Origin of the sequence: Campylobacter sp. RKI_CA19_01128 (assembly GCF_025771175.1) — a bacterium.
Lineage (GTDB): Bacteria > Campylobacterota > Campylobacteria > Campylobacterales > Campylobacteraceae > Campylobacter_D.
The window spans coordinates 82,376-107,703 of the sequence record NZ_JAKMPU010000001.1; the positions used below are offsets into that span (position 1 = coordinate 82,376).

30 protein-coding genes and 1 pseudogene are annotated in these 25,328 nt (G+C 30.2%); 17 read left to right on the forward strand and 14 right to left on the reverse strand.

The window, feature by feature from the left end; all coding sequences use genetic code 11:
- Window positions 1-2 precede the first annotated feature (2 nt).
- The 6 genes and pseudogenes from L8U98_RS00465 to mnmA all read left to right on the forward strand — a co-directional run bounded on the left by L8U98_RS00465 (window position 3) and on the right by mnmA (window position 4,564).
- Window positions 3-359 (forward strand): hypothetical protein, encoded by a 357-nt coding sequence (locus tag L8U98_RS00465; RefSeq protein WP_039617428.1) that lies wholly within the window; start codon window positions 3-5, stop codon window positions 357-359.
- The gene (locus L8U98_RS00470; protein WP_039627867.1) at window positions 346-1,032 is read left to right on the forward strand and encodes an RNA polymerase sigma factor FliA; all 687 of its coding nucleotides are present in this window, start codon (window positions 346-348) and stop codon (window positions 1,030-1,032) included. Before L8U98_RS00465 ends, L8U98_RS00470 begins: the two co-directional genes overlap by 14 nt.
- The gene (gene fliM, locus L8U98_RS00475; RefSeq protein ID WP_039667962.1) at window positions 1,032-2,123 is read left to right on the forward strand and encodes a flagellar motor switch protein FliM; all 1,092 of its coding nucleotides are present in this window, start codon (window positions 1,032-1,034) and stop codon (window positions 2,121-2,123) included. The genes L8U98_RS00470 and fliM overlap by 1 nt, the downstream gene beginning before the upstream one ends.
- A pseudogene (gene fliY / locus L8U98_RS00480) lies at window positions 2,113-2,953 on the forward strand (flagellar motor switch protein FliY). Before fliM ends, fliY begins: the two are co-directional and overlap by 11 nt.
- Entirely contained in the window at window positions 2,950-3,585 is a 636-nt protein-coding gene (locus tag L8U98_RS00485) for a TIGR00730 family Rossman fold protein (RefSeq protein ID WP_263673229.1), read from the forward strand. Before fliY ends, L8U98_RS00485 begins: the two are co-directional and overlap by 4 nt.
- A complete protein-coding gene (mnmA, locus tag L8U98_RS00490; protein ID WP_214135637.1) occupies window positions 3,548-4,564 on the forward strand; it encodes a tRNA 2-thiouridine(34) synthase MnmA in 1,017 nt (338 codons plus the stop codon). The genes L8U98_RS00485 and mnmA overlap by 38 nt, the downstream gene beginning before the upstream one ends.
- Before the next feature lie 32 nt (window positions 4,565-4,596).
- On the opposite strand, the gene L8U98_RS00495 is transcribed toward mnmA, so the two are convergent.
- Window positions 4,597-4,848, reverse strand: coding sequence for a helix-turn-helix domain-containing protein (locus L8U98_RS00495; protein ID WP_039640720.1), 252 nt, complete (start codon window positions 4,846-4,848; stop codon window positions 4,597-4,599).
- Window positions 4,849-4,938: 90 nt separating this feature from the next.
- Here L8U98_RS00495 and bamE point away from each other — a divergent pair, with 90 nt between their 5' ends.
- The 5 genes from bamE (at window position 4,939) to L8U98_RS00520 (ending at window position 6,954) form a co-directional block, all read left to right on the forward strand.
- Complete coding sequence (bamE, locus tag L8U98_RS00500) at window positions 4,939-5,328, forward strand: outer membrane protein assembly factor BamE (RefSeq protein ID WP_263724697.1); 390 nt, start codon at window positions 4,939-4,941, stop codon at window positions 5,326-5,328.
- A gap of 114 nt (window positions 5,329-5,442) precedes the next feature.
- On the forward strand, window positions 5,443-5,871 hold the full coding sequence (locus tag L8U98_RS00505) for a hypothetical protein (RefSeq protein ID WP_263724696.1): 429 nt from the start codon (window positions 5,443-5,445) through the stop codon (window positions 5,869-5,871).
- Complete coding sequence (locus tag L8U98_RS00510; RefSeq protein ID WP_039640727.1) at window positions 5,868-6,290, forward strand: hypothetical protein; 423 nt, start codon at window positions 5,868-5,870, stop codon at window positions 6,288-6,290. The genes L8U98_RS00505 and L8U98_RS00510 overlap by 4 nt, the downstream gene beginning before the upstream one ends.
- Before the next feature lie 12 nt (window positions 6,291-6,302).
- A complete protein-coding gene (locus tag L8U98_RS00515) occupies window positions 6,303-6,695 on the forward strand; it encodes a hypothetical protein (RefSeq protein WP_263724695.1) in 393 nt (130 codons plus the stop codon).
- A gap of 22 nt (window positions 6,696-6,717) precedes the next feature.
- Window positions 6,718-6,954 carry a hypothetical protein gene (locus tag L8U98_RS00520; RefSeq protein WP_263724694.1) on the forward strand — a complete coding sequence of 79 codons (237 nt, stop codon included), beginning with the start codon at window positions 6,718-6,720 and terminating at the stop codon, window positions 6,952-6,954.
- Window positions 6,955-6,977: 23 nt separating this feature from the next.
- Here the strand turns inward: L8U98_RS00520 and L8U98_RS00525 are convergent, their stop codons facing one another.
- The 4 genes from L8U98_RS00525 to L8U98_RS00540 are packed head-to-tail and all read right to left on the reverse strand — an operon-like array spanning window position 6,978 to window position 10,597.
- Window positions 6,978-7,469 (reverse strand): phosphatidylglycerophosphatase A, encoded by a 492-nt coding sequence (locus tag L8U98_RS00525; protein ID WP_263724693.1) that lies wholly within the window; start codon window positions 7,467-7,469, stop codon window positions 6,978-6,980.
- A gap of 2 nt (window positions 7,470-7,471) precedes the next feature.
- On the reverse strand, window positions 7,472-8,632 hold the full coding sequence (locus tag L8U98_RS00530; protein WP_263724692.1) for a sulfate adenylyltransferase: 1,161 nt from the start codon (window positions 8,630-8,632) through the stop codon (window positions 7,472-7,474).
- Window positions 8,610-9,485 (reverse strand): hypothetical protein, encoded by an 876-nt coding sequence (locus L8U98_RS00535; RefSeq protein WP_263724691.1) that lies wholly within the window; start codon window positions 9,483-9,485, stop codon window positions 8,610-8,612. Before L8U98_RS00535 ends, L8U98_RS00530 begins: the two co-directional genes overlap by 23 nt.
- Window positions 9,482-10,597 (reverse strand): bifunctional 2-C-methyl-D-erythritol 4-phosphate cytidylyltransferase/2-C-methyl-D-erythritol 2,4-cyclodiphosphate synthase, encoded by a 1,116-nt coding sequence (locus L8U98_RS00540; protein WP_263724690.1) that lies wholly within the window; start codon window positions 10,595-10,597, stop codon window positions 9,482-9,484. Before L8U98_RS00540 ends, L8U98_RS00535 begins: the two co-directional genes overlap by 4 nt.
- A gap of 107 nt (window positions 10,598-10,704) precedes the next feature.
- Between L8U98_RS00540 and L8U98_RS00545 the strand changes: the two genes are divergently transcribed.
- Together L8U98_RS00545 and L8U98_RS00550 are read left to right on the forward strand one after the other, a co-directional pair.
- Window positions 10,705-11,808 (forward strand): Mrp/NBP35 family ATP-binding protein, encoded by a 1,104-nt coding sequence (locus L8U98_RS00545; protein ID WP_263724689.1) that lies wholly within the window; start codon window positions 10,705-10,707, stop codon window positions 11,806-11,808.
- Window positions 11,809-11,817: 9 nt separating this feature from the next.
- The gene (locus L8U98_RS00550; RefSeq protein WP_039627879.1) at window positions 11,818-12,981 is read left to right on the forward strand and encodes a 2,3,4,5-tetrahydropyridine-2-carboxylate N-succinyltransferase; all 1,164 of its coding nucleotides are present in this window, start codon (window positions 11,818-11,820) and stop codon (window positions 12,979-12,981) included.
- A 10-nt stretch (window positions 12,982-12,991) separates the two neighbouring features.
- Here L8U98_RS00550 and L8U98_RS00555 read toward each other — a convergent pair whose 3' ends face one another.
- The 4 genes from L8U98_RS00555 to galU form a co-directional block, all read right to left on the reverse strand.
- On the reverse strand, window positions 12,992-13,873 hold the full coding sequence (locus L8U98_RS00555; RefSeq protein ID WP_263724688.1) for an alpha/beta fold hydrolase: 882 nt from the start codon (window positions 13,871-13,873) through the stop codon (window positions 12,992-12,994).
- 9 nt (window positions 13,874-13,882) lie between these two features.
- Entirely contained in the window at window positions 13,883-14,332 is a 450-nt protein-coding gene (locus tag L8U98_RS00560) for a Dps family protein (RefSeq protein ID WP_039667974.1), read from the reverse strand.
- Window positions 14,333-14,460: 128 nt separating this feature from the next.
- The gene (locus L8U98_RS00565; protein ID WP_257905858.1) at window positions 14,461-15,684 is read right to left on the reverse strand and encodes a glucose-6-phosphate isomerase; all 1,224 of its coding nucleotides are present in this window, start codon (window positions 15,682-15,684) and stop codon (window positions 14,461-14,463) included.
- On the reverse strand, window positions 15,674-16,504 hold the full coding sequence (galU, locus tag L8U98_RS00570) for a UTP--glucose-1-phosphate uridylyltransferase GalU (protein WP_263724687.1): 831 nt from the start codon (window positions 16,502-16,504) through the stop codon (window positions 15,674-15,676). Before galU ends, L8U98_RS00565 begins: the two co-directional genes overlap by 11 nt.
- A gap of 74 nt (window positions 16,505-16,578) precedes the next feature.
- Between galU and L8U98_RS00575 the strand changes: the two genes are divergently transcribed.
- Window positions 16,579-17,160 (forward strand): IMPACT family protein, encoded by a 582-nt coding sequence (locus L8U98_RS00575; protein WP_257928522.1) that lies wholly within the window; start codon window positions 16,579-16,581, stop codon window positions 17,158-17,160.
- 19 nt (window positions 17,161-17,179) lie between these two features.
- Here L8U98_RS00575 and L8U98_RS00580 read toward each other — a convergent pair whose 3' ends face one another.
- The 3 genes from L8U98_RS00580 to L8U98_RS00590 are packed head-to-tail and all read right to left on the reverse strand — an operon-like array spanning window position 17,180 to window position 19,466.
- Window positions 17,180-17,512: a hypothetical protein gene (locus L8U98_RS00580; RefSeq protein ID WP_214099013.1), complete on the reverse strand. Its 333-nt coding sequence runs from the start codon at window positions 17,510-17,512 to the stop codon at window positions 17,180-17,182.
- A gap of 50 nt (window positions 17,513-17,562) precedes the next feature.
- Window positions 17,563-17,895: a hypothetical protein gene (locus L8U98_RS00585; protein WP_039617462.1), complete on the reverse strand. Its 333-nt coding sequence runs from the start codon at window positions 17,893-17,895 to the stop codon at window positions 17,563-17,565.
- Window positions 17,892-19,466: an ABC-F family ATP-binding cassette domain-containing protein gene (locus L8U98_RS00590; RefSeq protein ID WP_047207957.1), complete on the reverse strand. Its 1,575-nt coding sequence runs from the start codon at window positions 19,464-19,466 to the stop codon at window positions 17,892-17,894. Before L8U98_RS00590 ends, L8U98_RS00585 begins: the two co-directional genes overlap by 4 nt.
- Window positions 19,467-19,519: 53 nt before the next feature.
- Here L8U98_RS00590 and L8U98_RS00595 point away from each other — a divergent pair, with 53 nt between their 5' ends.
- Together L8U98_RS00595 and L8U98_RS00600 are read left to right on the forward strand one after the other, a co-directional pair.
- Window positions 19,520-20,524 carry a GGDEF domain-containing protein gene (locus L8U98_RS00595; RefSeq protein WP_263724686.1) on the forward strand — a complete coding sequence of 335 codons (1,005 nt, stop codon included), beginning with the start codon at window positions 19,520-19,522 and terminating at the stop codon, window positions 20,522-20,524.
- A 1-nt stretch (window position 20,525) separates the two neighbouring features.
- Window positions 20,526-21,893: a phosphomannomutase/phosphoglucomutase gene (locus tag L8U98_RS00600; protein ID WP_263724685.1), complete on the forward strand. Its 1,368-nt coding sequence runs from the start codon at window positions 20,526-20,528 to the stop codon at window positions 21,891-21,893.
- Here L8U98_RS00600 and tilS read toward each other — a convergent pair.
- Together tilS and rimO are read right to left on the reverse strand one after the other, a co-directional pair.
- Complete coding sequence (tilS, locus tag L8U98_RS00605; protein WP_263724684.1) at window positions 21,874-22,836, reverse strand: tRNA lysidine(34) synthetase TilS; 963 nt, start codon at window positions 22,834-22,836, stop codon at window positions 21,874-21,876. The genes L8U98_RS00600 and tilS overlap by 20 nt on opposite strands.
- A complete protein-coding gene (rimO, locus tag L8U98_RS00610; protein ID WP_263724683.1) occupies window positions 22,826-24,142 on the reverse strand; it encodes a 30S ribosomal protein S12 methylthiotransferase RimO in 1,317 nt (438 codons plus the stop codon). The genes tilS and rimO overlap by 11 nt, the downstream gene beginning before the upstream one ends.
- 78 nt (window positions 24,143-24,220) lie before the next feature.
- On the opposite strand from rimO, the gene prfB reads away from it, so the two are divergent.
- A complete protein-coding gene (prfB, locus tag L8U98_RS00615; protein ID WP_039617474.1) occupies window positions 24,221-25,321 on the forward strand; it encodes a peptide chain release factor 2 in 1,101 nt (366 codons plus the stop codon).
- Window positions 25,322-25,328 lie beyond the last annotated feature (7 nt).

The window sequence follows — 25,328 nt, forward strand, 5'->3', positions numbered from 1 at the left end:
AGATGAGACCAGAGAATTTTGTTGCTTTTTTTACTGTTTGTGGTTTTTTTATAGGATTAATGTTTACCATAGTTAATATAGAAGATGCAGTAGAGATAGTTGTATATACTTGTTTGATTACTTTTGTGTTTTATGTTTTAATCCATATAGTAATTATGATTTTTGTAGATGTTAATAAAATTAGCGGTAGAAGCTTTAATAAAGAAAAATACGAAAATGAAAACAATAGTTTTATAGCAGAATTAGCCGCAAGAGAAAAGAAAATGGATTACTTGCTTGAAAAACTTCAAGAAGAGCGCGAAGACCTTAAAAAGCTTGAAAGCTCTTCAAAAAGAAAAGTAAAACATGCAGCCGCATAATGCCTATGCTTCTACGCTAAAAAAAGAACAAGATGATTTAGTCATCTCTTATATGCCAGCATTAAGAGCTATGGCTTTTAGGCTTAAAGAGCGTTTGCCTGCAAGTATTGATGTAAATGATTTAATTAGTATCGGTGTAGAGGAAATGATCAAACTCTCACGCCGTTATGATAAAGAACAAAATGATAATTTCTGGGGCTTTGCAAGAAAAAGAGTAAATGGAGCTATGCTTGATTATCTAAGAAGCCTTGATGTAATGAGTAGAAGCAATAGAAAAATCATCAAAGATATTGATGCTATCATAGATGAGTTTTATCAAGAAAATGAAAAAGAGCCTGATGATGAGTATTTAGCACAAAGACTAAATTTAGAAGTAGAAAAGGTAAAAGAAGCAAGAGCGGCTCATGCTATATCGCTTGTTATGCCTTTGGATGAACAGCTAAATTGCTTTAATGATAGTAATATTATAGAACAAATAGAAAAAGAAGAATTAATAGAAAAAATCAATGCAGTTTTGGAAGAATTCAAAGAAAGAGAGAAGCTTGTAATACAGCTTTATTATTATGAAGAATTAAATTTAAAAGAAATCGCAGAGATTTTAGAGATTAGCGAGTCAAGAATTTCACAAATTCATAAGCGTTTGCTTAAGAAGATTCGAGAAAGGCTAGTTTAATGGCTGAGATACTTTCCCAAGAAGAAATTGATGCTCTATTAGAAGTTGTTGATGATGATAGTGATGAAAGTGCAGCTTCTTCGAAATTAGAAGAGCTAGAAGATAAAAGAGATATAGTAGTATATGATTTTAAGCGTCCAAACAGGGTTTCTAAAGAACAACTTCGTTCTATTAAAGGGATTCATGATAAATTAGCAAGAAATCTTGCTTCGCAAATTTCATCTATGATGAGAAGTATAGTTGAGATTAAACTTCACTCGGTGGATCAAATGACTTATGGTGAGTTTTTGATGTCTTTGCCTTCGCCAACAAGCTTTAACGTTTTTTCGATTAAGCCTTTAGATGGAAACTGCGTTTTAGAGATTAATCCAAGCATTGCTTTTCCTATGATAGATAGACTTTTAGGTGGTCAAGGAGAGAGTTTTGACACCTTAAGAGAGCTTACAGAAATCGAGCTTAATTTGCTTGATTCTATTTTGCGTATTATTATGCAAAGACTTAAAGAAAGCTGGATGAATGTCACTGAAATTTATCCAAGCGTAGAAGCAAAAGAATCAAGTCCAAATGTTGTGCAAATAGTTTCTCAAAATGAAATTGTTATCATGGTGGTAATGGAGATTATCATCGGAAATTCAAGTGGTATGGTAAATATTTGCTATCCTGTTGTGCATTTGGAAAGTATTTTGAGTCGTTTGGCAAATCGTGATATTATGATGGGTGAAACTTCGGCTAAAAAATCAAGAAATAAAGAACTTAAAACCTTGATCGGCCGTGCTGAGGTAATTTATGAAGCTATGCTTGGTAAAACTTTTATCAATGTGAATGAATTTTTAGATTTAAAACAAGGAGATATTTTAAAGCTTGATAGAAGTGCAGATGATAAAGCTATAGTAGCTATTGATAAAAAAGAAGTATTTTTAGCTCAAGTGGGACTTCATAGATTTAGAAAGTCAATTAAAATCTTAGAACTTATCAAAACTGATAAAGATGAGATTAAAGAAATGCTTGAAAAATATGAAGATGAAAGAAGAGCAAAAGCAAATTCGTATGATGATAATGAAGAACTAGAAGAGGAAGACGATGATCAATGATTTTTTAGGCATATTCGTCAATGAATGTGTAAGTACAATAGAAGGTTTAACAGGAAAAAGTGCTGAATTTAGCGAATATTATGAGTATGATGTAAATTCTCAAGATTCTATGATTCCACCATTAGTTAGCGCTACTTTTAGCGTTAATAATGAAATGAAAATCAAAATCCTAGCCAGTGCAGTTTTAATGAGTGCAATTGGTGAGTGGATGATGGGAGAAGAAGAAATCTCCAAAAACAGTGAGCTTAATGAAGATGAAATGGACGCTGCTAAAGAAGCTATACAAAATATCATCTCAGCATTTTCTACAACCTTAGGCGCGCAAAAAGAAATTCCAAAAATGGAGTTTAGTCTAGAAAATTGTGAATTTGTTGCAGATAGCTTAGAACTTGGTGGTTTTCATAAATTATATTTATATAATGTAAAAATAGCTGATTTAGAAGAAAAAATTTCTTTGGTTTTTGATGAAAAAAATTTATAAGATTTTAACTAAAACTGACTTAGAAGAAATTGTAGCAACAAATGAAGATCATACACAAGATCATAAAGCCTTGGCTAATGTAGAAGAGCTAAGAAATATCGGTTTGATCATGGATGTACGCTTACCTATAAGAGTGCGTATAGGTAGTAAAAAAATGCTTTTAAAAGATGTTTTAACCATGGATATAGGTTCGGTTATCGAGCTTGATCAATTAGCAAACGACCCTTTAGAAATTTTAATAGGTGATAAAAAAATCGCTTATGGGGAAGTAGTTATCGTAGATGGAAACTTTGGAGTGCAAATTACTGAGATAGGCTCTAAAAAAGAAAGATTAGAACAGCTAAGATGAAAGAATGTATTATTGAGGACGTTGCTCATCTTAAAGAATTAGAAAAAATTCAAAAAGGCATAACTTTTTTTGGTTCTGCACGCTTAAAAGAAGATAATGAGTATTGTATTTTGGCTTCAAAATTAGCCCAAAAGTTAGCAGATCTTGGTTATAGTATCATCAGTGGTGGTGGCGGTGGTATTATGCAAGCTGCAAATTATGGGGCTATGCAAAGTCAAACTTCACACTTAAAATCTTTTGGATTTAATATACATTTACCATTTGAGCAAAAAGCAAATGACTTTTTAGAGTATAATATCACTTTTAAGAGCTTAGCCATTCGCAAAATGGCTCTTATTCAAAAGAGTCTAGCTTTTGTGATTTTCCCAGGCGGCTTTGGGACATTAGATGAATTTTTTGAAATTCTTACTCTTAAACAACTTAGTTTTAAAAAAGATGTTCCTATTATTTTAGTTGGGCAAAAATTTTGGCAACCTCTTGATGAATTTATCAAAACTTCTTTACTAGGACTTGGAACTATATCTAAAAATGATGAGTTAAAGTATAGTATAAGTGATGATTTAGATGAAATTATAAGAATGATAAAGGAAAAAGATGAAAATTCTTGTTGCAATGAGTGGGGGTGTAGATAGTACTGTAACTGCTTATAAGTTAAAACAAGCAGGACATGAGATCATAGGTTGTTATATGAAGCTTCATGGAAAAGCTAATTATCATGAAGAAAATATACAAAAAGTTGAAAAAGTTGCTAAATTTTTAGACATCAAATATCATATTTTAGACTTACAAGAAGATTTTAAAAATCAAGTTTATATGCCTTTTGTTAATACCTACAAAGAAGGAAAGACACCAAATCCTTGCGCTTTGTGTAATCGCTTTATCAAGCTTGGTAAGCTTTTGGAATTTGCTAAGAGTTTAGGTTGTGAAAAATTAGCCACAGGTCATTATGCAAGGATAGAAAATGGTTTGATTAAAACTGCAGTTGATGAGAGTAAGGATCAAAGCTATTTTCTAGCAAATGCAGATAAAGAGGCTTTAGAGTATTTGATTTTTCCTCTTGGAGAGATGAAAAAAGAAGATGTAAAAAAATTTGCTTCAACCATTGATGTTTTAAAATCTTTTGCAACACAAAAGGAAAGTTCTGAAATTTGTTTTGTGGAAGATACTTATGTGCAAGTTTTAGATCAGTTTATGGATACTAAAATTCCAGGTATTGTAAGAGATAGTAGTGGTAAAGAAGTAGGAAAACATGAAGGTTATATGCACTATACTATAGGTAAAAGAAGGGGTTTTGAAGTGCGTGGGGCTCATGAGCCACATTTTGTATTAAAAATTGATCCTAAAAAAAATGAAATCATAGTAGGTAAAAAAGAAGAACTTAAGATAAGTGAATTTAACCTTGATAATATTAATTTATTTATCGATGCTAAAGAATTAGATTGTGAAGTAAAAATACGCTATAGATCAAGATCAACCCCATGTAAAGTTTTGATTAATGAAGATAAGAGTGCAAAAATTATCTTACAAGAGCCTGTTTATGGGCTTGCTAGCGGACAAATGGCGGTATTTTACGATAAAGATTTAGTGCTTGCAAGTGGATTTATAAAATAATGCTAAAGGTTTTTCCTTTGGCATTGTAGTATTTATTCTAATAAATCTTTTAATGGAATTTCTAAACTTTTAGAAATTTTATATAAGTGCTCTAAGTTAAAATGTTTACCATATCGATTACACTCACAATTTGAATAAAATGCAACGGATTTTATACCTATATCTAAGGCTAACTCAAGCTGAGAAATTCCTTTTTTTTCTCTAAAATTTCTTATATTTGATGATACTTTTTTATAAAAATTTAAAATTTCTTCTTCGCTAGAATTGCTAAAGTCCTCTTCCATTTTTTATCCTATAGGATTAATATGAAATTAAACTTTACAAAGATATAATTTTTTTAAATATATCCTATAGGATAAATTAAAGGAGATTTAATGCATAAAGTTTCATTTCTTTTTGTTATTGCTTTATCATTCACTGCATGTAATAAAACTTTATATAATCCGCAAGTAGATGAAAAAATAACAGTAGCAAAAGCTCAAAAAGATATAAAAATTGGTATGAGCTCATCTGAAATCATAGAAATAATGGGATCTCCAAATATTATATCAACTGATGAGCAAAGAAGAGAAGTCTGGGTATATGATAAGATTAGTACCCAAAGAGCTTATCAAAATTCATCTGGCGGTATAAGTATTATTTTGGCTGGAGTTGCTGGAAATAGTGGTAGTAACGTTAGTACGCAACGAACTTTAACTGTTATTATAAAATTTGATAATAACCAAAAAGTTAGAGATGTGGCATACCACACTTCAAGTTTTTAAGGTATAAATATGAAGTTTATAATACCTATTTTTTTACTTATTTTTAGCGGTTGTGCAACAACCAGTGTTAAAGAGATGATGAAGATTGAAACATCTACAGCACAAGAAAGGCAATTGCAGACTAAAAGTTTTAATACTGTTGATACAAGTAAAATTTTATCATCTAGTATTGCAACATTGCAAGATCTTGGATTTAATATAGATGAAATTAATAGAGATTTTGGAATAGTAAGTGCATCTAAAACAAGAGATGCTAGAGAAGTTTCTACTCAAGCTGGGATTGTTGTCTTGGCGCTTTTATCTCCGGGTGCAGCTATGGCTGCTTCAAAACAGTCAGATCATACGCAAGAAATTAAGGCAAGCGTAGTTATCTCTACAAATAATAAAATCAAAAAGACTTTTGTAAGGTTTACAATGCAAAGAATTGTAAGAAATCAAGAGGGCTCTGTTAATGAAGTTGGAAGTATAAGAGAACCAGAAATTTACCAACAATTTTATGAAAAATTATCGAAATCAGTGTTTTTGGAGGCAAATGAACTATGAAAAAAATATTATTATTTATAATGGCTTTGTATTTTGTTGGGTGTGGTACGAATTCTAGACAAATGGTTATTGAAAATACTCAGCAGCTTCAAGTTAGAACATATCAAACAAAAGAATATGATTATCCTAAAAAAATTGTTGCAAAAGCTGGTGTTTCTGCATTACAAGATCTTGGTTTTGTAATTGATAAAGCGGATTTACAAACAGGAGCAGTTACTGCAACGAAATTATCAAAAGGTGCAACAATGCGTATAACATTGGTTGTAAGAGAAAAAGGAGATAAAAAATCAACTATTAGAGCTAATGCTCAATATGGATCTAATATGCAAGTTCCAACTCTGGTAGAAGATCCAGAAATTTATCATTCGTTTTTTCAAGTGCTAGATAAGGCAATATTCTTTGAAAAAGAGAATATATAACAAGGAAATATAATGAGAATAGTAATTTTTATGTTATTTTTATCTGTAATGTATGCAGATAATTGCAATAATGAGCAAAATAATTATGTAGTAGCTATATTAGAATATAAAATTACTATGCAAAATTTAGATCAACAAGAGCAAATTGACTTAGACAGAGTGCATAATAATATTCTTAGAAATAATATAAAGTCTCCAATGGATTTAATGCAAGAAAGACTATCTGATAGTTATAATGCTTTCGAATATAGAAATAAAATATTAGAGGAAGATAATCGTGTTATAAGAGATATAATAAATATGCAAGATGAGGTTAGAAATTTTTACAATAGACAAAGGTTAATAGCTCTTGAAAAATTAAATTTATCAAAGTTTAAACTACAAAGATGTAAAAATAAAAAATAAATTATAACAGTTTGGAATTATTATGGAGATCTTCTTTGTTTTTACTTATCATATGGATTTTATTTACGAGATTGACTTATTTTCTTTTATTTATAATGATTTTATTCAAAGTGCTAATTATAAATCAGGTGGAAACATATCAAAACTTGATTCTTTGTTTGGTGTAATTGCTTCTGCACTTATAAAATTAATCTTTTGCATAGTTGTAGTTGTAATTATTTTGAGCTATATTTTAGAAAAACTACATAGCAAATCTTAAAAACATAGAACAATAAATATAAATTAAAATATCTCCATAATACTTATATCAAACCATAAAAGATCAAATTTAAGTAAAATTCCATAAATCACAGCACTAAATAATCCTGCGAAAATTCCTGCTAAAACATCATCTAGCATTACACCTAAACCGCCTTTGATTTTTTTGTCAATTTTACCTATGATAGAAGGTTTTGTGATATCAAAAAATCTAAATAAAACAAAAGAAAGTAAAAAAGTAAAAACACTTTGCCCGCAAATTGCCAAAGCTAAAAACACTCCTACAACTTCATCTATTACAATATGCTTATCATCGTGTATACCTGTTTGTTTTTCGTATTGATCGATGATTTTTATAGAGATTAAAAAAAGCAAAATTGCAAGTAAGATCAAAGTTCCTATACCCAAATACCTTAAAATAAAAAAAGCAGGGATTAGCGCTGCTATTGTGCCAAAAGTTCCTGGAGCTTTATTAACACTACCTGAATAAAAAAAAGTTAAAAATAATTTTTGCATGATTACACCATATATGACATTTGATGGAGTTTTATAAGTTGCTCATAAAATTCTTTATCGCCTCTATATTCTAAAATACCATGCGTAGGGAAAAGATTGCTATAGATATTTTGTTTATTATGGAAACGATTTGGAAAAAGCTCTGATAAAATCAAAGCAGAAATTTCTCTTCTTATAAAAACTGCTGGTGGAATGATACCAAGTCTGAGTAAATTTTTTAAAGAATCGCCATGATATTTCATATGATGATGAGCTCCATGTGGGCATGATTTGGTGCTTACTATCATTTTACACTCATCACAAAATACAAATTTAGGAAGTATAGTTACTTCTATATTGTAATCTTTTGCAAAATCATCAAGTACAGTAAAGGCTCTGTTTTGATTAAAATACATTCCAAGCCCTGCGTGATTTTGTCCTACAAACAGTTTATTACAATCAAAACTTTTAGCCAAAGCACATTCAAGCACCGGATTTAAATGCGAGGCAAAAATTTTGATATTATGTAAAGGTATGAGTAAAACTCTAGAAGATGGTAAATAATTTTGCGCAAAAACATCAAAGCAACGCTTTTTAAGTTTTAGGTTTAAACCATTACTTTCATAAGATTCTATAAGGAAAATAATTACTAGATCAGATTGCTCTATAGCCCATCTTAAAATTCTTTCATGCGCTCTATGAAAAGGATCAAAACTTGAAACAATAGCAGTGATATTAGAAGGGTTTAATCTTTTTTTGATTTTTTCAAAATCTTCTTTTATAGCCTTGATACGATTGTGATAAATTTCAAATTCACCACTAATGCAAATTTCTCCAAAATCATCAATCAAGCATGTATTAGGTGTAAAAATATCATTAATGTTTTTATCGTTTTTAAATTTACTTTCTAAGATGATGTGGCCTACTATTTGATCATTGCATACAAAATCTATTTTGTCTTTAACTTTGGCATTTTCTATGATTTTTTTGTTTTCATTGTGTGGAGCAAAAGTTAAGGCATAGGGAAATTTATATCCGTTTATTGCTTCATTTTTTAAAAATTCATCTCTTTCTTGTTCGTTCATCAATTTTGTAAAAGAACCAAAAATTCCTTCTTTAATGAAACATAAAACTTCGTATTCTTCTTCTGAGATTATAATGCTATTTTTTCTTTGTAATGCCATATTTTTTCCTTTTTTCCCATAAAGATTTTCTTGAAATTCCTAATTTTTTGGATAAATCCGTATCAGGAAAGATATTTTGATAACTAATGATAATATGCTTAACATAATCATCAATGGTTAAAATTCCATTACTTTCAAAATTTTTTTCATCTTCACCTAGCTCTAAAATTTGAAAATTGCTATGCTCAATATTCGTACTTGTATGTATAATAACAGCCTTTTTTAAAGCAAGGTTTAGCACCTTTTCTTTTTCTAAAGGCTTTAGGGTTTGAAAATTAACCAAATAATACAAAGAATTGTCTTTGAAAATTTTATCTAAATTTTGCTGGTGTGAAAGATCTATATAAACATTTGCGATGTTGTGTTCGTTAGTATAATTAAATACAAAATGATCAGCAAAAATTTGATTATTAGTTTTTAAAATCAAAGGTAATTTGAATTTTTTATAATCAAAAGTTGGTAGTTTTGCTGTTTCAAATTTATGTTTTAAATATGCTTGATAGGTGCTATTTAGCATGGTGATTTTTTTAAATTCTTGAAAATGCTTAATCTTGCGCATTAATTCTTCTATCATGAAAGGTTTTTGTATGTAATCACTAGCACCAGATTTTAAAGGAGCTAAAACAGTATCTGAACTTATGTAAGATATGAGTAAAATAATGATTTTATGCTTAAAAATTTCTATAATATGTTCAAAATTAGCCATACTAGTAGAAAGCAAAATGATTTCATAATCATGATGAGTCAGCTCATTAACATTTGCGATAATATCACAATCATAACCTATAGAATTAAGCTTTGATCCTATGCTTTGGGCTAAATAAAATTCATTTTCTACTATTAAAACTTTCATAATTTCATCCAATCAAAATATTTTAAATTTACACTTGCTAAAACAGCAATCCCTTCTTTCCTTCCTACAAAACCTAGATGTTCTGTAGTGGTAGCTTTGATATTGATTTTATTTGGTGTGGTTTTTAATGTTTTAGCGATATTAAAAGCAATAGCTTCTTTAAAATCTTTCATTTTAGGTGTTTGGGCTATGATGGTAATATCAGCATTTACAAGATCAAAACCATAATTTTGCACCAAAGTATAAGCATTTTGCAATAAAAGCATAGAATCAGCGTTTTTATACTGCATATCATTATCTGGGAAAAGTTCGCCAATATCTCCAAGCCCTGCTGCGCCCAAAAGCGCATCAATTAGTGCATGAGCTAGCACGTCTCCATCAGAATGAGCTTTTAAACCCATGTTTTCATGCACTTTTACTCCACCCAAAAGCAAGGCTCTTTGCTCTCCAAATTCATGCACATCAAAGCCATTTCCATTAAAAATATCCCAAGATGGTTTTGGTAAATTTAATCTTTTTAAATCTTCTTTAAAGGTAATTTTTTTAGCCAACTCATCACCTTGTACATACCAAATTTTACCACCAATAGCTTGTATAGCTGTGCTATCATCAGTGAAATTTGAGCTTTGCTCTAAAGCTTTTTTTAGCATACTCGTGCGTGAAAGTTGAGGGGTTTGTATGAGTTTGATTTTATCTCTATCGATAGCTTCTTGAGCATAAATTGTAGTATCACTTACTTTTAAAACAGGTGTAATACAATCAGCTTTGTCGTGATTTTCTATGATATTGTTAAAAAGATTTTTAGAAATTAAAACCCTTGCAACATCACTAACTAAAACATATTCACTCTCAACCATACTTAAAGCATTGAGTAAAGATTGTGCTCTAGTTGTGCCACCTTGGACAAATTTATATTCAGGGGCAAATTTTTTCATATAAGAAATATTACCAGAAGTAACAACTATTTGTTTAAAAGGATAAAAAGAACTTAAATTTTTAGTAGCATAAAGCCATAAAGGTTGTTCACCTAGTCGTAAAAACTGCTTTTTTACCGGAGCATTAAATCTTGATGATTCTCCAGCAGATAGCATAATCAAGGAAATATCTAACATTTGTTACACCTTAATTTCTTATTAATGTTACGATATTATACACCATAAAAGCCAAAATTTATATTTATGTTAGTAGAATTAATCATTTTAAATAACAAGGAGAAAAATTGAAGGAAAAAATTGAAGAAAGACTAAAACAAGTTATATATCCAGGCTTTAAAAAAGATATAGTTAGTTTTGGTTTTGTAAAAAAAATTGAAGCAAATGAAAATCAAGCTCATATAGTAGTTGAAATTGTTTCAGCTAATGCTCAAATCGCACAAGAGCTTAGATTAAACATCGCAAATGCTTTAAAAGATTTAAATTTAGGGCTTAATTTAGAAATCATTCAACCAAAAATTCCTGAAGAAAAAAGCAATTCAAGAAGTGGTAAAAATATCGCTCCACAAATTAAAAATTTCCTTATGATTTCAAGCGGTAAAGGTGGGGTAGGTAAAAGTACTACAACTTTAAATTTAGCGATTTCTTTAGCTAAAATGGGCAAAAGAGTAGGGCTTTTAGATGCGGATATTTATGGGCCAAATATACCAAGAATGCTAGGTGAGAGTAAAAGCAAACCTGAAATTGTAGGTCAAAAAATTCGTCCTATTTTATCTCATGGGGTTTATATGATGAGTATGGGTGTGCTAATAGAAGAAGGTAAAGGTTTGATGTGGCGTGGTTCTATGATTATGAAAGCAATTGAGCAACTTTTAGCTGATGTGCTTTGGCCTGAACTTGATGTATTATTACTTGATATGCCTCCAGGAACTGGTGATGCGCAAATTACCCTAGCTCAAAGTGTGCCAGTGAGTGCAGGTGTGTGTGTAAGTACTCCTCAAGTAGTGTCTTTAGATGATAGCAAAAGAGCGCTAGATATGTTTGAAAAATTACACATTCCTGTTGCGGGTATTATAGAAAATATGAGTGGCTTTTTATGTCCTGATAATGGCAAAGAATATGATATCTTTGGTAAAGGCACCACAGAAGAAATGGCAAAAGCTTATAAATGTGAAGTTTTAGCTCAAATTCCTATCGAAATGAGTGTAAGAGAAGGTGGAGATAGTGGTAAGCCTGTAAGTTTTTATATGCCTGAGAGTGTAAGTTCAAAAAGATATTTGCAAGCTGCTGAAAAAATCTGGGAATTTATAGAAAAGGTTAATCAAGAAGGTAAAGTAGATAATTCAGCTATTCAACCTGTAATGAATGGCAAAAGTGCGTGCTCGCAATAAGGAGAAAATATGCCAATAGAAAGTAAAGAAGAATTTTTAAATTTAATCAAGCAAATCGAACAAAGGATTAATTATAAAAAGCCTAAAGCTTTTGCTATAGCAAGGCTTGATCTAAGTCAAGTTGATCCTAGTAAAAAACTTCAAGCCAATTTTGGTGTGATTAATTTTGAGCAAAATTATGCTGCTGCAGCTGTTATGTTCGAAGCTTTTTTTAGAAGAGGGGTTGATGTTGATTTTAATGAAAGTGAGTTTGTGGCTACTTTGATTAAAGAAGATTTGGATTTTGCGCTTGAATGTTTTGCGCCATTTTTGCAAGAGCAAGGCCATAAAAATATAGAAGCAATCAAAGCAGCAAAGGAAAATTTTAGAGAAAATGCTTTTTCTTTTGTTTGTATTTTTGAAGATGAGGCACCAAAAAGTTTAGAAAGTGTGTATTTAAAACTTTACTTGCTTTCTAATAAAAAAGTACCTTTAAGAAGTTTAAATTTAACAGGCGCTTTTGGGATTTTACCAAATGTTGCATGGAGCGATAATAAGCCTATTGATTTGGACTTTTTAAGAGAAAATGAGATTGATTTAAAAATGAGTGGAAGGTATCCAAGGATTGATTATGTAGATAAATTTCCAAGATTTTTAGCTCATGTTATTCCTGAGGATAATACTAGAATTTTAGAAAGCTCTAAAGTGAGAATGGGGGCGGTTTTAGCTGCAGGCACTACTATAATGCCAGGGGCTGCTTATGTGAATTTTAATGCAGGTACAACTGGAGCTTGTATGGTAGAAGGACGTATTAGTTCTTCAGCTGTTGTGGGTGAAGGTAGCGATGTAGGAGGCGGTGCTTCTATACTTGGTGTTTTAAGTGGTACAAGTGGTAATGCTATTAGCATCGGTAAAGCTTGTCTTTTGGGTGCAAATTCAGTTACGGGAATTCCTTTAGGGGATAATTGTATCGTTGATGCGGGTATTGCTGTTTTAGAAGGGACTAAATTTGCTTTAAAAAATAAAGAAGAACTTCAAAAAATCAATCCTGATTTTAAATTTGATAAAGATATATACAAAGGTTTAGAATTAGCAGGATTAAATGGCTTACATTTTAGACAAGATTCTCAAAGTGGAGTGATGATAGCAGCTTTTAATAAAAAGGCTGTAAAACTTAATGAAGACTTACATTAATTCTTAGCCCTTATGGGTTAAGAATTTTAAATAATTCATGCAGTTTATAAATACACACGCTAGGGTGATGTTTAATGCTTCCTGTGTGTAGTAAAATCTCCTTGCTATCTTTTTTATAAAGCTTTTGCACAAAATTAAAATTCCACCATTTGTAAGTTTTGAAATTTAAATTATGGGTGGTATTTATATGAAAATTTATATAAGAAAGATTTTGAAAGTTTTGGTTTAAACCAGGTGCTTGAAAGGCATAGACTTCTTTTACCACGCTAGGAAAGGTTCTTGCAAAAGCTTGAGCTAGATACCCTCCTAAAGAATGCCCTATAATGATGAGCTTTTTATCAATGGTGTATTTTTGTTTAAGTTGATTGTAAAAATACTGCATGGATTGAATTTGACCTTTTGGAGTTTTGTTAAGTAAAATCAAAAAATCACTATAAAGATCTTTAAAATCAAAACACAAAGGATTTAAATCACTCCCTGCAAAGGCTAAAATATAGTTTTTTCTTTTTTTATCATAAATAAAACTAGCCCTAAAACCCATTTTAGATTGAGGGTGTGTTTCGTTGATGTGTTCAAGTATTTCATAATTTTTTACAAATTTTAAAGCTAAAAATGCATTGTTTAAACCACCTACGGGGATTTTTTCTTTTTTATAAAAAGGATTAGTTAAAGCTTTTATAATGGCTTTGTGTTTTTGCAAGCCTTCTTTTTTTAAGCTTTGATTTAAATATGCATTAGCACAATAAGCTACCAAACTATAATCATATAATTTTTGCAATAAATCGATATTTTTTTCAAAATGAGTACGAAGTTTTAATAAGAGTAGTTTTTCTTGGGAAGTTAAATTTGTTTTTTGACTTAAAGCAATAAAGCTTTGCAAGTCAAAAAACATTATAAATTCTTACATAGAGCAAGTATTTTGGATAGTTGAGTTAAGCATCCAAAGAACTTTTTCATATTTTGCAATATTTTCTTGAGCAAATGCTGCTGTTGTAGTGTCACTTGCTTTTTCAGCTTCTTCATTTAGCTTTTTAAATTCAGCCAAAAGATACTTATAATCTTCTCTAATAAGTTCTAAAACTTCTACTGGAGTAAAGCAATCTTTTTGAGCCTTAGGTGCTTTTGCATTTTCTAGTAATGTTTTTGAGCAAACGATAGCTTTTTCTCCTAGTTGCAAAGCTCTCTCAGCGCAATCATCAAAAAGTTCTGCCATTTCTTCATAAGCTTTTTCTGTATATTCATGAATTGAGAAAAACTGTAAACCTTTTACATTCCAGTGATAATTATGAAATTTAATCCATAAACTATGAGCATCCGCTTGTAATTGTAATAATTGTTTTGTTACTGACATGTTATCTCCTTTTTTATTTTTAAAATTATAACATAAAATTCTTAAATAATAATAATTATTATCTAATAAATTTTAATGTTAGTAATTATTATATTTTCATTATACTCTTTTTTTACAATAAAGCAAATTTATTTACTTAACATATTTTTGAGTATTAACTTTCCTACCTCTACACCAGGTTGATCATAAGTATTAATTCCAAGCATAATGCCACATGCAGAAGTAAATAACTCATAATAATACATCAAATACCCACAATGATAAGCATCTAATTTTTCAAGTTCTATTACATCAACACTTAAATTTTCAGCAATTAACGCATGCATGGTTGCATCACATTGGGCATTTAAAAGATCATGTAAATTAACTTCATTAGTAAAATCACAATTTTGTAAATGATTAAAGCTTATATTTGGGATACTAGGAGATTTTTGACTATCTTTGATTTTTAAAAAAGTAACAGTTTTATCTTTGGGTCCATCCATGATAAGTTGTAAAAAGCTATGCTGATCTCTAGCACCAATTAAAGCAATAGGAGTTAAACCTATGCGTTTAAAGCCTTGTTTTTTACCTAGACTTTCAGCAATTAGTTGAATATACCATTCATTAAAACCTTTAAAAGCATCTCCATAAGAAAAAAGCACATTAATATGCGCACTTTTATGCGTGCAATAATGATAAGCCTTTTGCAAAATTTGATCACATTTTTTCTCAAAAAAATCCACATAACAAGCTTTTGCACCTTCTAATAAGGCTTTAGTATCATATCCGCAAAAGCTCAAAGGAACAATACCAATAGCAGATAAAACACTAAATCTTCCTCCGACATTTTTAGGTATAAAAAAGCATTTTATGTTTAATTCTTCTCCTAGTTTGTGAAGTTTTGATTCAAAATCGGTAATAAACACAAAGTTTTCGTGTAAATTTTCATTTTTAAAATCAAAATGAGCAATGATGAGTTTAAATAAAGAAATCACCTCTATAGTTGTACCTGATTTGCTTGCTATGATGAAAAGTGTTTTTTGGGGATTTATTTTTTGCATAGTTTGGGTAAAAGTATGTGATGAGGTATTGTCAATAATAAAAAGTTTTTTTTCTTCTATTTGATCAAATAAAAGCTCTTTTAAAGCTTTAACCCCACAACTTGATCCACCCATGCCCACTAAAACGATATTTTCTATATGAGTTTTAGTAGCGATAAATTCTTTACTTTCTTTGATTAAATCAAAGCTCGTATCTACTAAGTGATAATACCCTATATCGCCACTTTCTAACTCATCATTCATTCTATTTGCATAAGCGGTGATTTTTTTAAAATCTTGGGTTTTAAAAAATAAAGTATTATTTAGCATTTTTACTTTTCTCATAAAAATAATTTGTCGCTTCCACAAAGCCTTCTACGCTTCCACAATCAAACCTTTTTCCTTTAAATTTATAAGCTAAAACCATATTATTAGTTGCTTGTGAAAGTAAGGCATCAGTTAGTTGAATTTCTCCATTTTTACCTGCTTTGGTATTTTCTAAAATGCCAAAAATATCAGGTGTTAGAATGTATCTTCCTATGATAGCTAAGTTACTTGGAGCATCTTTTGGATCAGGTTTTTCTACCATAGAATTTACCATGATTAAATCCTCTTCCACAGCATTTCCAGCTATAATCCCATAGTTTGAGACTTGATCAGCTTCAACTTCCATTACAGCTATAACAGAGCAGCGGTATTTTTCATAAATTTTTACCATTTGAGCTAGGACATTTACCCCATCTTCATTTACGCATAAATCATCTGCTAAAATTACTCCAAAAGCTTCATCTTGCACTAAAGGCTTTGCTTTTAAAACCGCATCTCCCAAGCCTTTCATTTCATTTTGTCTTGTAAAAGTAAAGGTACAACGATCTATGAGTGTTCTTATTTCACTTAAAAGATATTCTTTTTTAGTGCCTGCGATTTGGTGTTCAAGTTCATAAGAAATATCAAAATAATCCTCCAAAGCTCTTTTTCCACGCCCTGTAACAAAGCCCATAGTTTCCATACCAGCTTCTAAAGCCTCATCTACACCATAGTGAATTAAAGGTTTAGTTAGTATAGGTAACATTTCTTTAGGTAGGGTTTTTGTAGCAGGTAAAAATCTAGTACCATAACCTGCTGCAGGAAAAATACAAGTTTGAAGCATAGTTTATCCTTAAATTTTTATAAGTTGTTTTGATTATAATTTTATTTAAATATTATAGCTAAATTAAGGAAAATATGAAAACCATTGATCAAATTTATCAAGCAAAAATAGAAATCAAAAAATCAACTTTTTTGTCTTTTTTATGTCCTTTTGAAGATTTTCAAACTTTAATGCAAAAGCTAAGAAACGAGCATTTAAAAGCCGTGCATTTTGTATATGCTTATAGGTATTTAAATGAATTTGATCAAATTATAGAAGATAAAAGCGATGATGGTGAGCCAAAAGGAACTTCTGCCATGCCTTGTTTGAATGTCTTAAGAGGGGCTTTGCTTGTTAATTGCGCGGTGATTGTGGTGCGTTATTTTGGAGGGATTAAACTTGGTACAGGTGGTCTTGTAAGAGCTTATAGTGAAGCTACAAATGAAGCTATTTTAAACGCAACGCTTTTAGAATTTGAAGCTAAAAATATTTTAATTTTAAACATTCCTTTTCATCTTTATGCAAGATTTGAGCATTTTTTAAATAAAAATAACATTTCATACGAAAAAAAATTTCAAGAAAATGTTGAATTGATTTTAAGTGTTAATGCTAAAGAAGAAGAGGAATTTAAAAAATTTGCAAAAGAGTTTGAATTTAGCGGACTTGTTTGGAAGTAAGCGTTTGCTTACTTCATTTTTATAAAGAACTTAAAAGATCTTTTACCATATCTTTTTGTGGTTCTTGTTTGTCTTCTATATTAGCTTGCATAGGAGTTTCGTTTTGTCCTCTAAAACGATAATTATAAATATTTGACATATTTGAGCTAAAAATTCCTGTGCTAAATTGATCTTGACTCATAGCTTTTGAAAAAAGCTCATCAAGTTTTATACTTTGCTCGTTTAAATTTTCGCTATTGTTTTGACTAAGTAAAGACATAAAGTCTTCATTAGCTCCTTGAGTGCTTTTATAGGCACTACTTTGACCATATCCATACTCTTTAACCGATAAATTATCATGGTTAACTTGCATGTTTTCTCCTTTCAAAATATTACAAGGAAAAAACAAGCAAAAATCATTCCTTAATCACCATGAGTTGGGTAGTATTCAGCTTCTATTTCATTGTTTTTAATAAACTCTTCTCTAGCTTTATTACAGCGTTCATCCCTTAGTTTTCTATAAGCATTTCTACTTTCTAATTCTTGAGAAGTTAAAGGGCGATCTTCTAAAAATGAAATGTGAAAATAAGTATCATCTTCTTTGCTGAATTTTTCATAAAATTCAACATAGTCAAAATAATCTTTTTCGCTTTGAAAATCAATACTTTCTTCTACATAAATAGTTGGGCCAAAGCCTCTGTGATTTTGAGTAAAATGTCCAAAACCAGCTGCATATTTTATCTTAAACGAATTCATTCTAAACCTCCTAAAAATTCGTCATAACTTCCTTTAAAGTCTGTTAATTTTCCATCTTCTAAAAACCATATACGATTAGCAAAAGCGCTAATTAGCTCTCTATCGTGGCTTATGCATATCACACAACCTTTGAAATTATACAAGGCTTCACCTAATGCAATGATACTTTCAAGATCTAAATGATTATCCGGTTCATCTAAAAGCAAGAAATTTCCACGCTCTAACATTAATTTTGAAAGCATTAAGCGGTGTTTTTCGCCCCCACTTAAACTAGAAGCCATTTTTTCTTGATCGCTTCCGCTAAAGAGCATTCTACCAAGACATTTGCGAATTTCATCCAAATCTTTGAATTTTTCACTCATTAGCCATTCATAAAGTTTCAAATCTTCATTAATTAAATTCGTTGTATCTTGTGAAAAATATCCCATTTCTATGGTAGCACCAAGGTGAATATGACCACTATCAGGTTCTAATTTTGATGCGATGATTTTAGCTAAAGTGCTTTTTCCGACACCATTTGCGCCAATTAAGGCTATTTTATCACCTTTTTCTAATTTTAATTCTAAATTTTCAAATAAAGTTTTATCATAAGCTTTGCTAATGCCTTTTAATTCTAAAACTTCATTTCCTATTTCTCTATTTGTTCTAAAAACTATGCTAGGATCACGCCTGCTTGAAGTTTTAATCTCTTCAAGTTCAAGTTTTTCTAAAGCTTTAGCTCTACTTGTAGCTTGTTTGGCTTTTGAAGCATTAGCGCTAAAACGGCGTATGAAATTTTCTAATTCTTCTCTTTCTTTTAAAGTTTTATCGCGTTTGAGTTCAGCTTGTTTAGCAAGTAAGGTTGAAGCCATATACCAATCATCATAATTTCCAGCAAAATCGCGTATTTGTTTAAAATCCACATCTAAAATTCTTGTACAAACTTTATTTAGAAAATGTCTATCATGGCTAATTACTACTAAAGTTCCCTCATGTCTTAAAAGCTCATTTTCAAGCCAAGAAATAGCTTCTAAATCAAGGTTGTTTGTAGGCTCATCTAAAAATAATACATCAGCACCTAAAAATAATACTTGAGCTAACAAAACTTTAAATTTATCCGCACTTTGTAAAGTACTCATGAGAGCATTAAAATCTTTTATATTTAAAGAACTAAGAATTTTTTCACATCTAAGCTCGCAATCATAGTTTGGATCTTCTTCTGCTGTTATGATTTCAAGCTCGCTTAATCTATCATTGATTTCATCGGTAAATTCTTCACTCATATAAAGTTTTTCTTTTTCTTTTAGTGCATCGTATAATCTTTTATTTGCACACATTACCGCATCTTTAATAGTGTAGTTTTCAAAAGCAAATTGATCTTGTCCTAACACTGCGATTTTTAAATTTGGATCTATGCAAATTTCTCCACTGCTTGATTCTATTTCACCTGAGAGAATTTTTAAAAAGGTTGATTTTCCTGCACCATTTGCGCCTATAAGTCCATATCTTTCACCACGGTTTAATTTTAAATTTACATCTTCAAATAAAAGCTGGTTCGCAAAACGCATAGTGAGATTTTTTACTTCTACCATTAATATCCTTAAAATATTTTTGCTATAATTTTAACAAAAAAAGGTTTATTATTTTGGATTTTTCGTATTTATTGTTAAAAACATTGCCTAGTATGACTTTGGTTTTTAATATCTTAGCTTTATTTTTAGCTTATTTTTTTAAGCAAAATAAGATTTTTTTCTTACTTTTGTTGATTTTATGTGCTAGAGCTTTATCTTTAGTAGCAAGTGAGTATCAAGCGCATTTGTTTATCTCGGTGTTTTTACCTTTTTCTTTTGTGCTTTTTGTATTTTTACAAGATAGTAAGCTTGTGTTTGAAAGAATTAATCTTATTAAATTTGCGTATTTAGCTTTTATGGGTTTTGTAGCGTTAATACTTAGCACAAGTACTAATTTTAATGCAAGCATTACAAGTGAGATTTTTGGTCTCTCAACGCAATTTTTTAAACCTATTAGTGAGTTAAGTTTTTGTGTGTTTTGGGCGGGAATGATATTTTTATTATTTTCGTATTTTAAAAACAATGATTTTCATTTTTTACTAGCTTATATGGGCTTGAATGTGCAGTTTTTATTTTACAATAGTGTTGATTTGGGTTATTATGAATTTGCTTCTTTAGTGTTGATAGGATTTTTAGCGTATAAAGCTTATAAAATAGCCTTTTTTGATACTTTAACCAATTTGCCAAATTTAAAAGCTTTAAGAAGATATGCTCAAGGGCTTGAAAATTTTCATTTAGCTTTGATTGAAGTAAAAAATATCAATGAAATTTATCATCAAAAAGGCTCAAAAATGGGCGAGTTTATAATGCATGAGTTTGCTAGGATTTTAAAAAAAGCTTTACACGCTAGGGTTTTTAAAGATGATAAGGATTATTTTATCATTGTATTTGAAAATGAAAATATAGCCTTTGTGCAAAGCAAGCTTCAAATGCTTGAAAATTTTATGCAAAAATATAGTTTTGAATTGAAAGAGCAAAATGCAAAATTAGAAATTAGACTTTGTTTATCAAACAAAAATGAAAACATAGAAGAAAGTTTAAAACAAGCAAAATTAGAACTTAGAAAACAAAAGGATTAAAATGTTAGATTTGATTTTTAGAGAGTATGACATAAGAGGGCTTTACCCAAGTGAGTTAAATGAAAAAAGTGTAAAAGCCATAGGCTATGCCTTGGGTTTAGAAATGAAATCAAGAGGTTGTGAGAAAGTAAGCGTAGGCTATGATGCAAGATATAGTGCAAATGAACTTTTTAACTATTTAATCAGCGGTTTAAATAAAGCTAATATGCAAGTTTTCAATATAGGTTTAGCACCAACTCCTATGGGTTATTTTAGTTTATTTTTTGATGATATTTTTGATGCAAATATCATGATAACAGGCTCGCATAATCCAAAAGAATACAATGGCTTTAAAATCACGATTAACAAAGAAAGTTTTTTTGGTGCTGATTTGAAAAAACTTTCTTTAAAAGTGCAAGAGTATTTAGAACTTGAAATCAATGATGATTTAAGATATGAAAATTATGATGTTAAAAGCTTATATATAGACTTTTTAGCTAAGCATTTTTCACATCTTAAGGGCTATAAAGAAAAAATCATTATTGATTGTACAAATGGAGCCACTGGAGTGATTATAAAGCCTTTGGTGGAAAAATTAAATCTTAATGCACAAATTTTATTTGAAAATCCTGATGGAAATTTCCCAAATCATGCACCTGATCCAACAGAGCTTGAAAATTTACACGCATTGCAAGTTGCGCTAAAAGAAAATGAAAATGCAAAAATGGGCTTTGCTTTTGATGGAGATGGAGATCGCTTGGTGGTTGCAAGTAAAGACTATGTGTTTAAGGGTGATGAGCTTTGCTATTTATTTGCTAAAAATATAAAAAATCCTAGGGTTTTAGGTGAAGTAAAATGTTCTAAAAATCTTTTCGATGAGGTAGCTAAATTTGGTTTTATCATGATGGGTAAGACCGGGCATTCTAATATTAAAAAAATGATGAAAGAGCAAAATATCGACATAGCAGCAGAACTTAGTGGGCATATTTTCTTTAAAGATAGATATTTTGGTTATGATGATGGAATTTATGCATTTTTAAGAACCCTAGAGCTTTTAGTAAATGGTTTTGATATAGAAAAATTAGTTAAAGAATTACCAAAACTTTATGCAAGTGAAGAGATTAAGCTTAAAGTTAGTGAGGAAAATAAATTTCAAATCATAGAAAAATTTAAAGAAAAAGTAAAAGCAAACGCTTTTGAAAATGTGCTTGATTGTAATGAAATTGACGGAGTTAGAATCACCTTTAAAGAAGGCTGGGCGCTTTTGCGTGCTTCTAATACAAGTCCATATCTTATCATGCGCACCGAAGCTACAAGCGCTGAATTTAAAGACTTTTTAGAAGCAAGAGTAAAAGAACTTTTTGAAGAAATCATAAAAGAGCTTGCATAAGCTCTTTTACATCAATATTTTTTGTGTATAAATATGCTCTTAAGAGTTTAGGGATTTTTGCTTTTCTATAAATTTCTTTAAATTCTTTTGGTATTTTCTCACAACTTACAAAAGGAAAAATTAAAACTTTTTCTTGTATATAAACAATGCCTATTTTATGTGAAATCACCCCATCGCCTTTTAATGCTTCTTGTCTTTGTTTAGCACTTAAAAGTACTCCAAGTTTTTTAAAACATTTTGCGATTAAACTTTCATCTTTATGGGTAATGTAAATATTTTTAAATTCATAAATATTTTCTTCTTTTAAGTCTTTTTCTAGGTATTTAAGGCTTTTTTTTACTCCATTTGGATAAAGCTTTAAAAATTCATTAGCAAAATTTTTGCGTATAAAATTTCTAAAATATTTTTCATCATCATTACTCTCATCATGAAAATAAGTGATATTGTTTTCTTTTAAGTAATTTGAAATTTTTTCTTTTGGAATTTCAAGCAAGGGTCTTATGATGGTAAAATATTTTCTTTTTTCAATATCTTTAAAACCAAGTAATTCTCTAAGTCCTGCACCTTTAGAAAATTGCATTAAAAACCATTCTAGTTTATCATTTAAATGATGAGCTAGTAAAAGATTATCATAAGAGTGATTTTTGCAAAGCTCTTCAAAAAACTCATAACGCAAAGCTCTTGCGCAAGCTTCGAAATTTTTTGTTATTTTGGGTGCGGTTTTGATATAAATTTTTTTATGAAAACGCTTGGCTAATTCTTTAGCACTTTGTTCTTCTTTATCGCTATTTTTGCGAGTTTTGTAGTTTATAAAAGCAAGGTCAAAATCTATGTTTTTTTCGAAAAGCATGAAAAATAAAGCACTAGAATCACTCCCGTGAGAAAACGCTAAAAGATTTCTCCCTTGCTTTAAATGATTTAAATATTTGCTATCAATCATCAAGCTTTCTTAAAGCTTTTGCAATGAGTTTTTTATCTAAGCTCTGTGTGATTTCACACTCATAAAGCTCACCCATTTCTAAATCGCCACAATCACTTTCATTGATGAGAATTTCTCCATCTATATCTCTATCCCAACGCAAATCTTTTGCACCGATGAAAAATTCTCCTTCAGAGCTTTGACCTTCACAAAATGCTAAAGTTTTTTTACTAACTTGTTGATTAAAACTTTTTTCTATACATTCATCAACAATTTTTTCTATCACTTTTAATCTTGCATTGATGATTTTACTAGGAATTTGTTCCATGTCAAAAGCTGCAGTATCTTCTTCTTTAGAATAAGCAAAAACACTAATTCTATCAAAACCAAATTCTTTTATAAAAGCGCATAATTCTTCAAAATCCTCATCGCTCTCTCCAGGGTGTCCTACTATAAAACCTGTGCGTAAAAATGAATTTGGAGCTTGTTTCATTAAATTTAAAAGCTCGATTAATTTAGCTTTATTAGCTCCGCGTTTCATGATTTTAAGCATATTATCGCTGATGTGTTGTAAAGGCATGTCAAAATAATTTACAAAAACTTTTGATTGAATGATTTTTTCTATCACTTCTTTACTAATGCTTGTTGGATATAGATATAAAATTCTAGCAGCCTTTACACCTTGGATATTTTCTATAGCCTCAATAAGCTTTAAAAGTCCATCTTTTTGACCTTGATCAAATAAATACGAACTTGTATCTTGAGCGATAAAAGAAAAGTCTTTATAGCCTTTTTTAACAAGTTCTTTTACTTCATTTACAATACTTTCTAAGCTTCTTGATTTAAGCTTGCCTTTAAAGCTTGGTATGGCGCAAAATGAACATTTTTGATTACATCCTTCAGCTATTTTGATAAAAGCATGATAGTTTGATCCTGTGATCACACGATTTGTATTTTTATCTTGCAAGTAAGTAGAATTTGAAAAAAGGTTAGTTTTTTTAAGTATCATTTCATCAATTTTTTCATAATCTCCCACACCGGTAAAAAGATCAACTTCGGGTAGTTCTTTCATTAATTCCTCGCGGTAGCGTTGCATTAAACATCCTGTTACAACTAACAATGAATCTTTTTTTCTTTGCTCGTGTAAGTCTAAAATCGCATTTATGCTTTCTTTTTTAGCACTATCTATAAAGCCACAGGTATTTACAATCAAAACATCAGCTATGCTTGGCTCATCGCAAATTTCATAATCACTTAATCTTCCAAGCATGATTTCACTATCAACTAAATTTTTATTACAACCTAAAGACATTAAAAAAAGTTTTGGCATATTTCTCACTTTAAATGTTTTATTTTTTTGCTAAAATTATAAGATTAAATTATATCAAAAATTAGAAAGAAAATTTTTATGGATAATTACGAATACAGCGAACTTTTAAAAAAATTAAAAAACAAAGTTGGAAATATCGCTTCTATCATCAAGCCTGAAGAGATAAAAGCAAGATTAAAAGAAATAGAAAATTTAGAAAATTCTCCTTCTTTTTGGAGTGATGTAAAACAAGCAGGAGTGATAGGTAAAGAAAAAACTAAAATTTCAAATTTACTTAAAAATTATGAAAATGCAAACAATGCTTTAAATGATGCAAGTGAGCTTTTTGATCTTGCTAATAGTGAAAATGACTTAGACACTATAGAAGCTTTATTTGAAGATGCAAATAAGCTAGAAGATCTTATCGTAAATCTTGAAATTTCTATGCTTTTAAGCGGGGAAAATGATGGTAAAAACGCCATAGTTTCCATTCATCCAGGAGCAGGTGGAACGGAGAGTAATGACTGGGCTAGCATGCTTTATAGGATGTATTTGAGATTTTGCGAAAGAGAAGGTTTTAAAGTAGAAACACTTGACTTTCAAGAAGGCGAAGAAGCAGGGCTTAAAGATGTTAGCTTTTTAGTAAAAGGTGAAAATGCTTATGGGTATTTAAAAGCTGAAAATGGCATTCATCGTTTAGTAAGAACTTCTCCATTTGATAGTGCAGGGCGTCGCCATACGAGTTTTTCTAGTGTGATGGTTTCTCCTGAACTTGATGATGATATAGAAATAGAAATTGAAGAAAAAGATATAAGGATTGATTATTATAGAGCAAGCGGAGCAGGTGGACAACATGTTAATAAAACTGAATCAGCAGTGCGCATAACTCATATGCCAAGTGGTATAGTAGTGCAATGTCAAAACGATAGAAGCCAACACAAAAACAAAGCCACAGCCTTTAAAATGCTAAAATCACGCCTTTATGAGCTTGAGCTTATGAAACAACAAGATGAAGCAAATTCAAGCGAAAAAAGTGAGATAGGTTGGGGGCATCAAATCCGCTCTTATGTGCTTTTTCCTTATCAACAAGTCAAAGACACACGCTCAAATGAAGCTTTTTCGCAGGTTGATAATATCTTAGATGGGGATATTAAAAAAATCATAGAAGGTGTTTTAATAGCGCAAAAAGCACAAGATTAATACTACA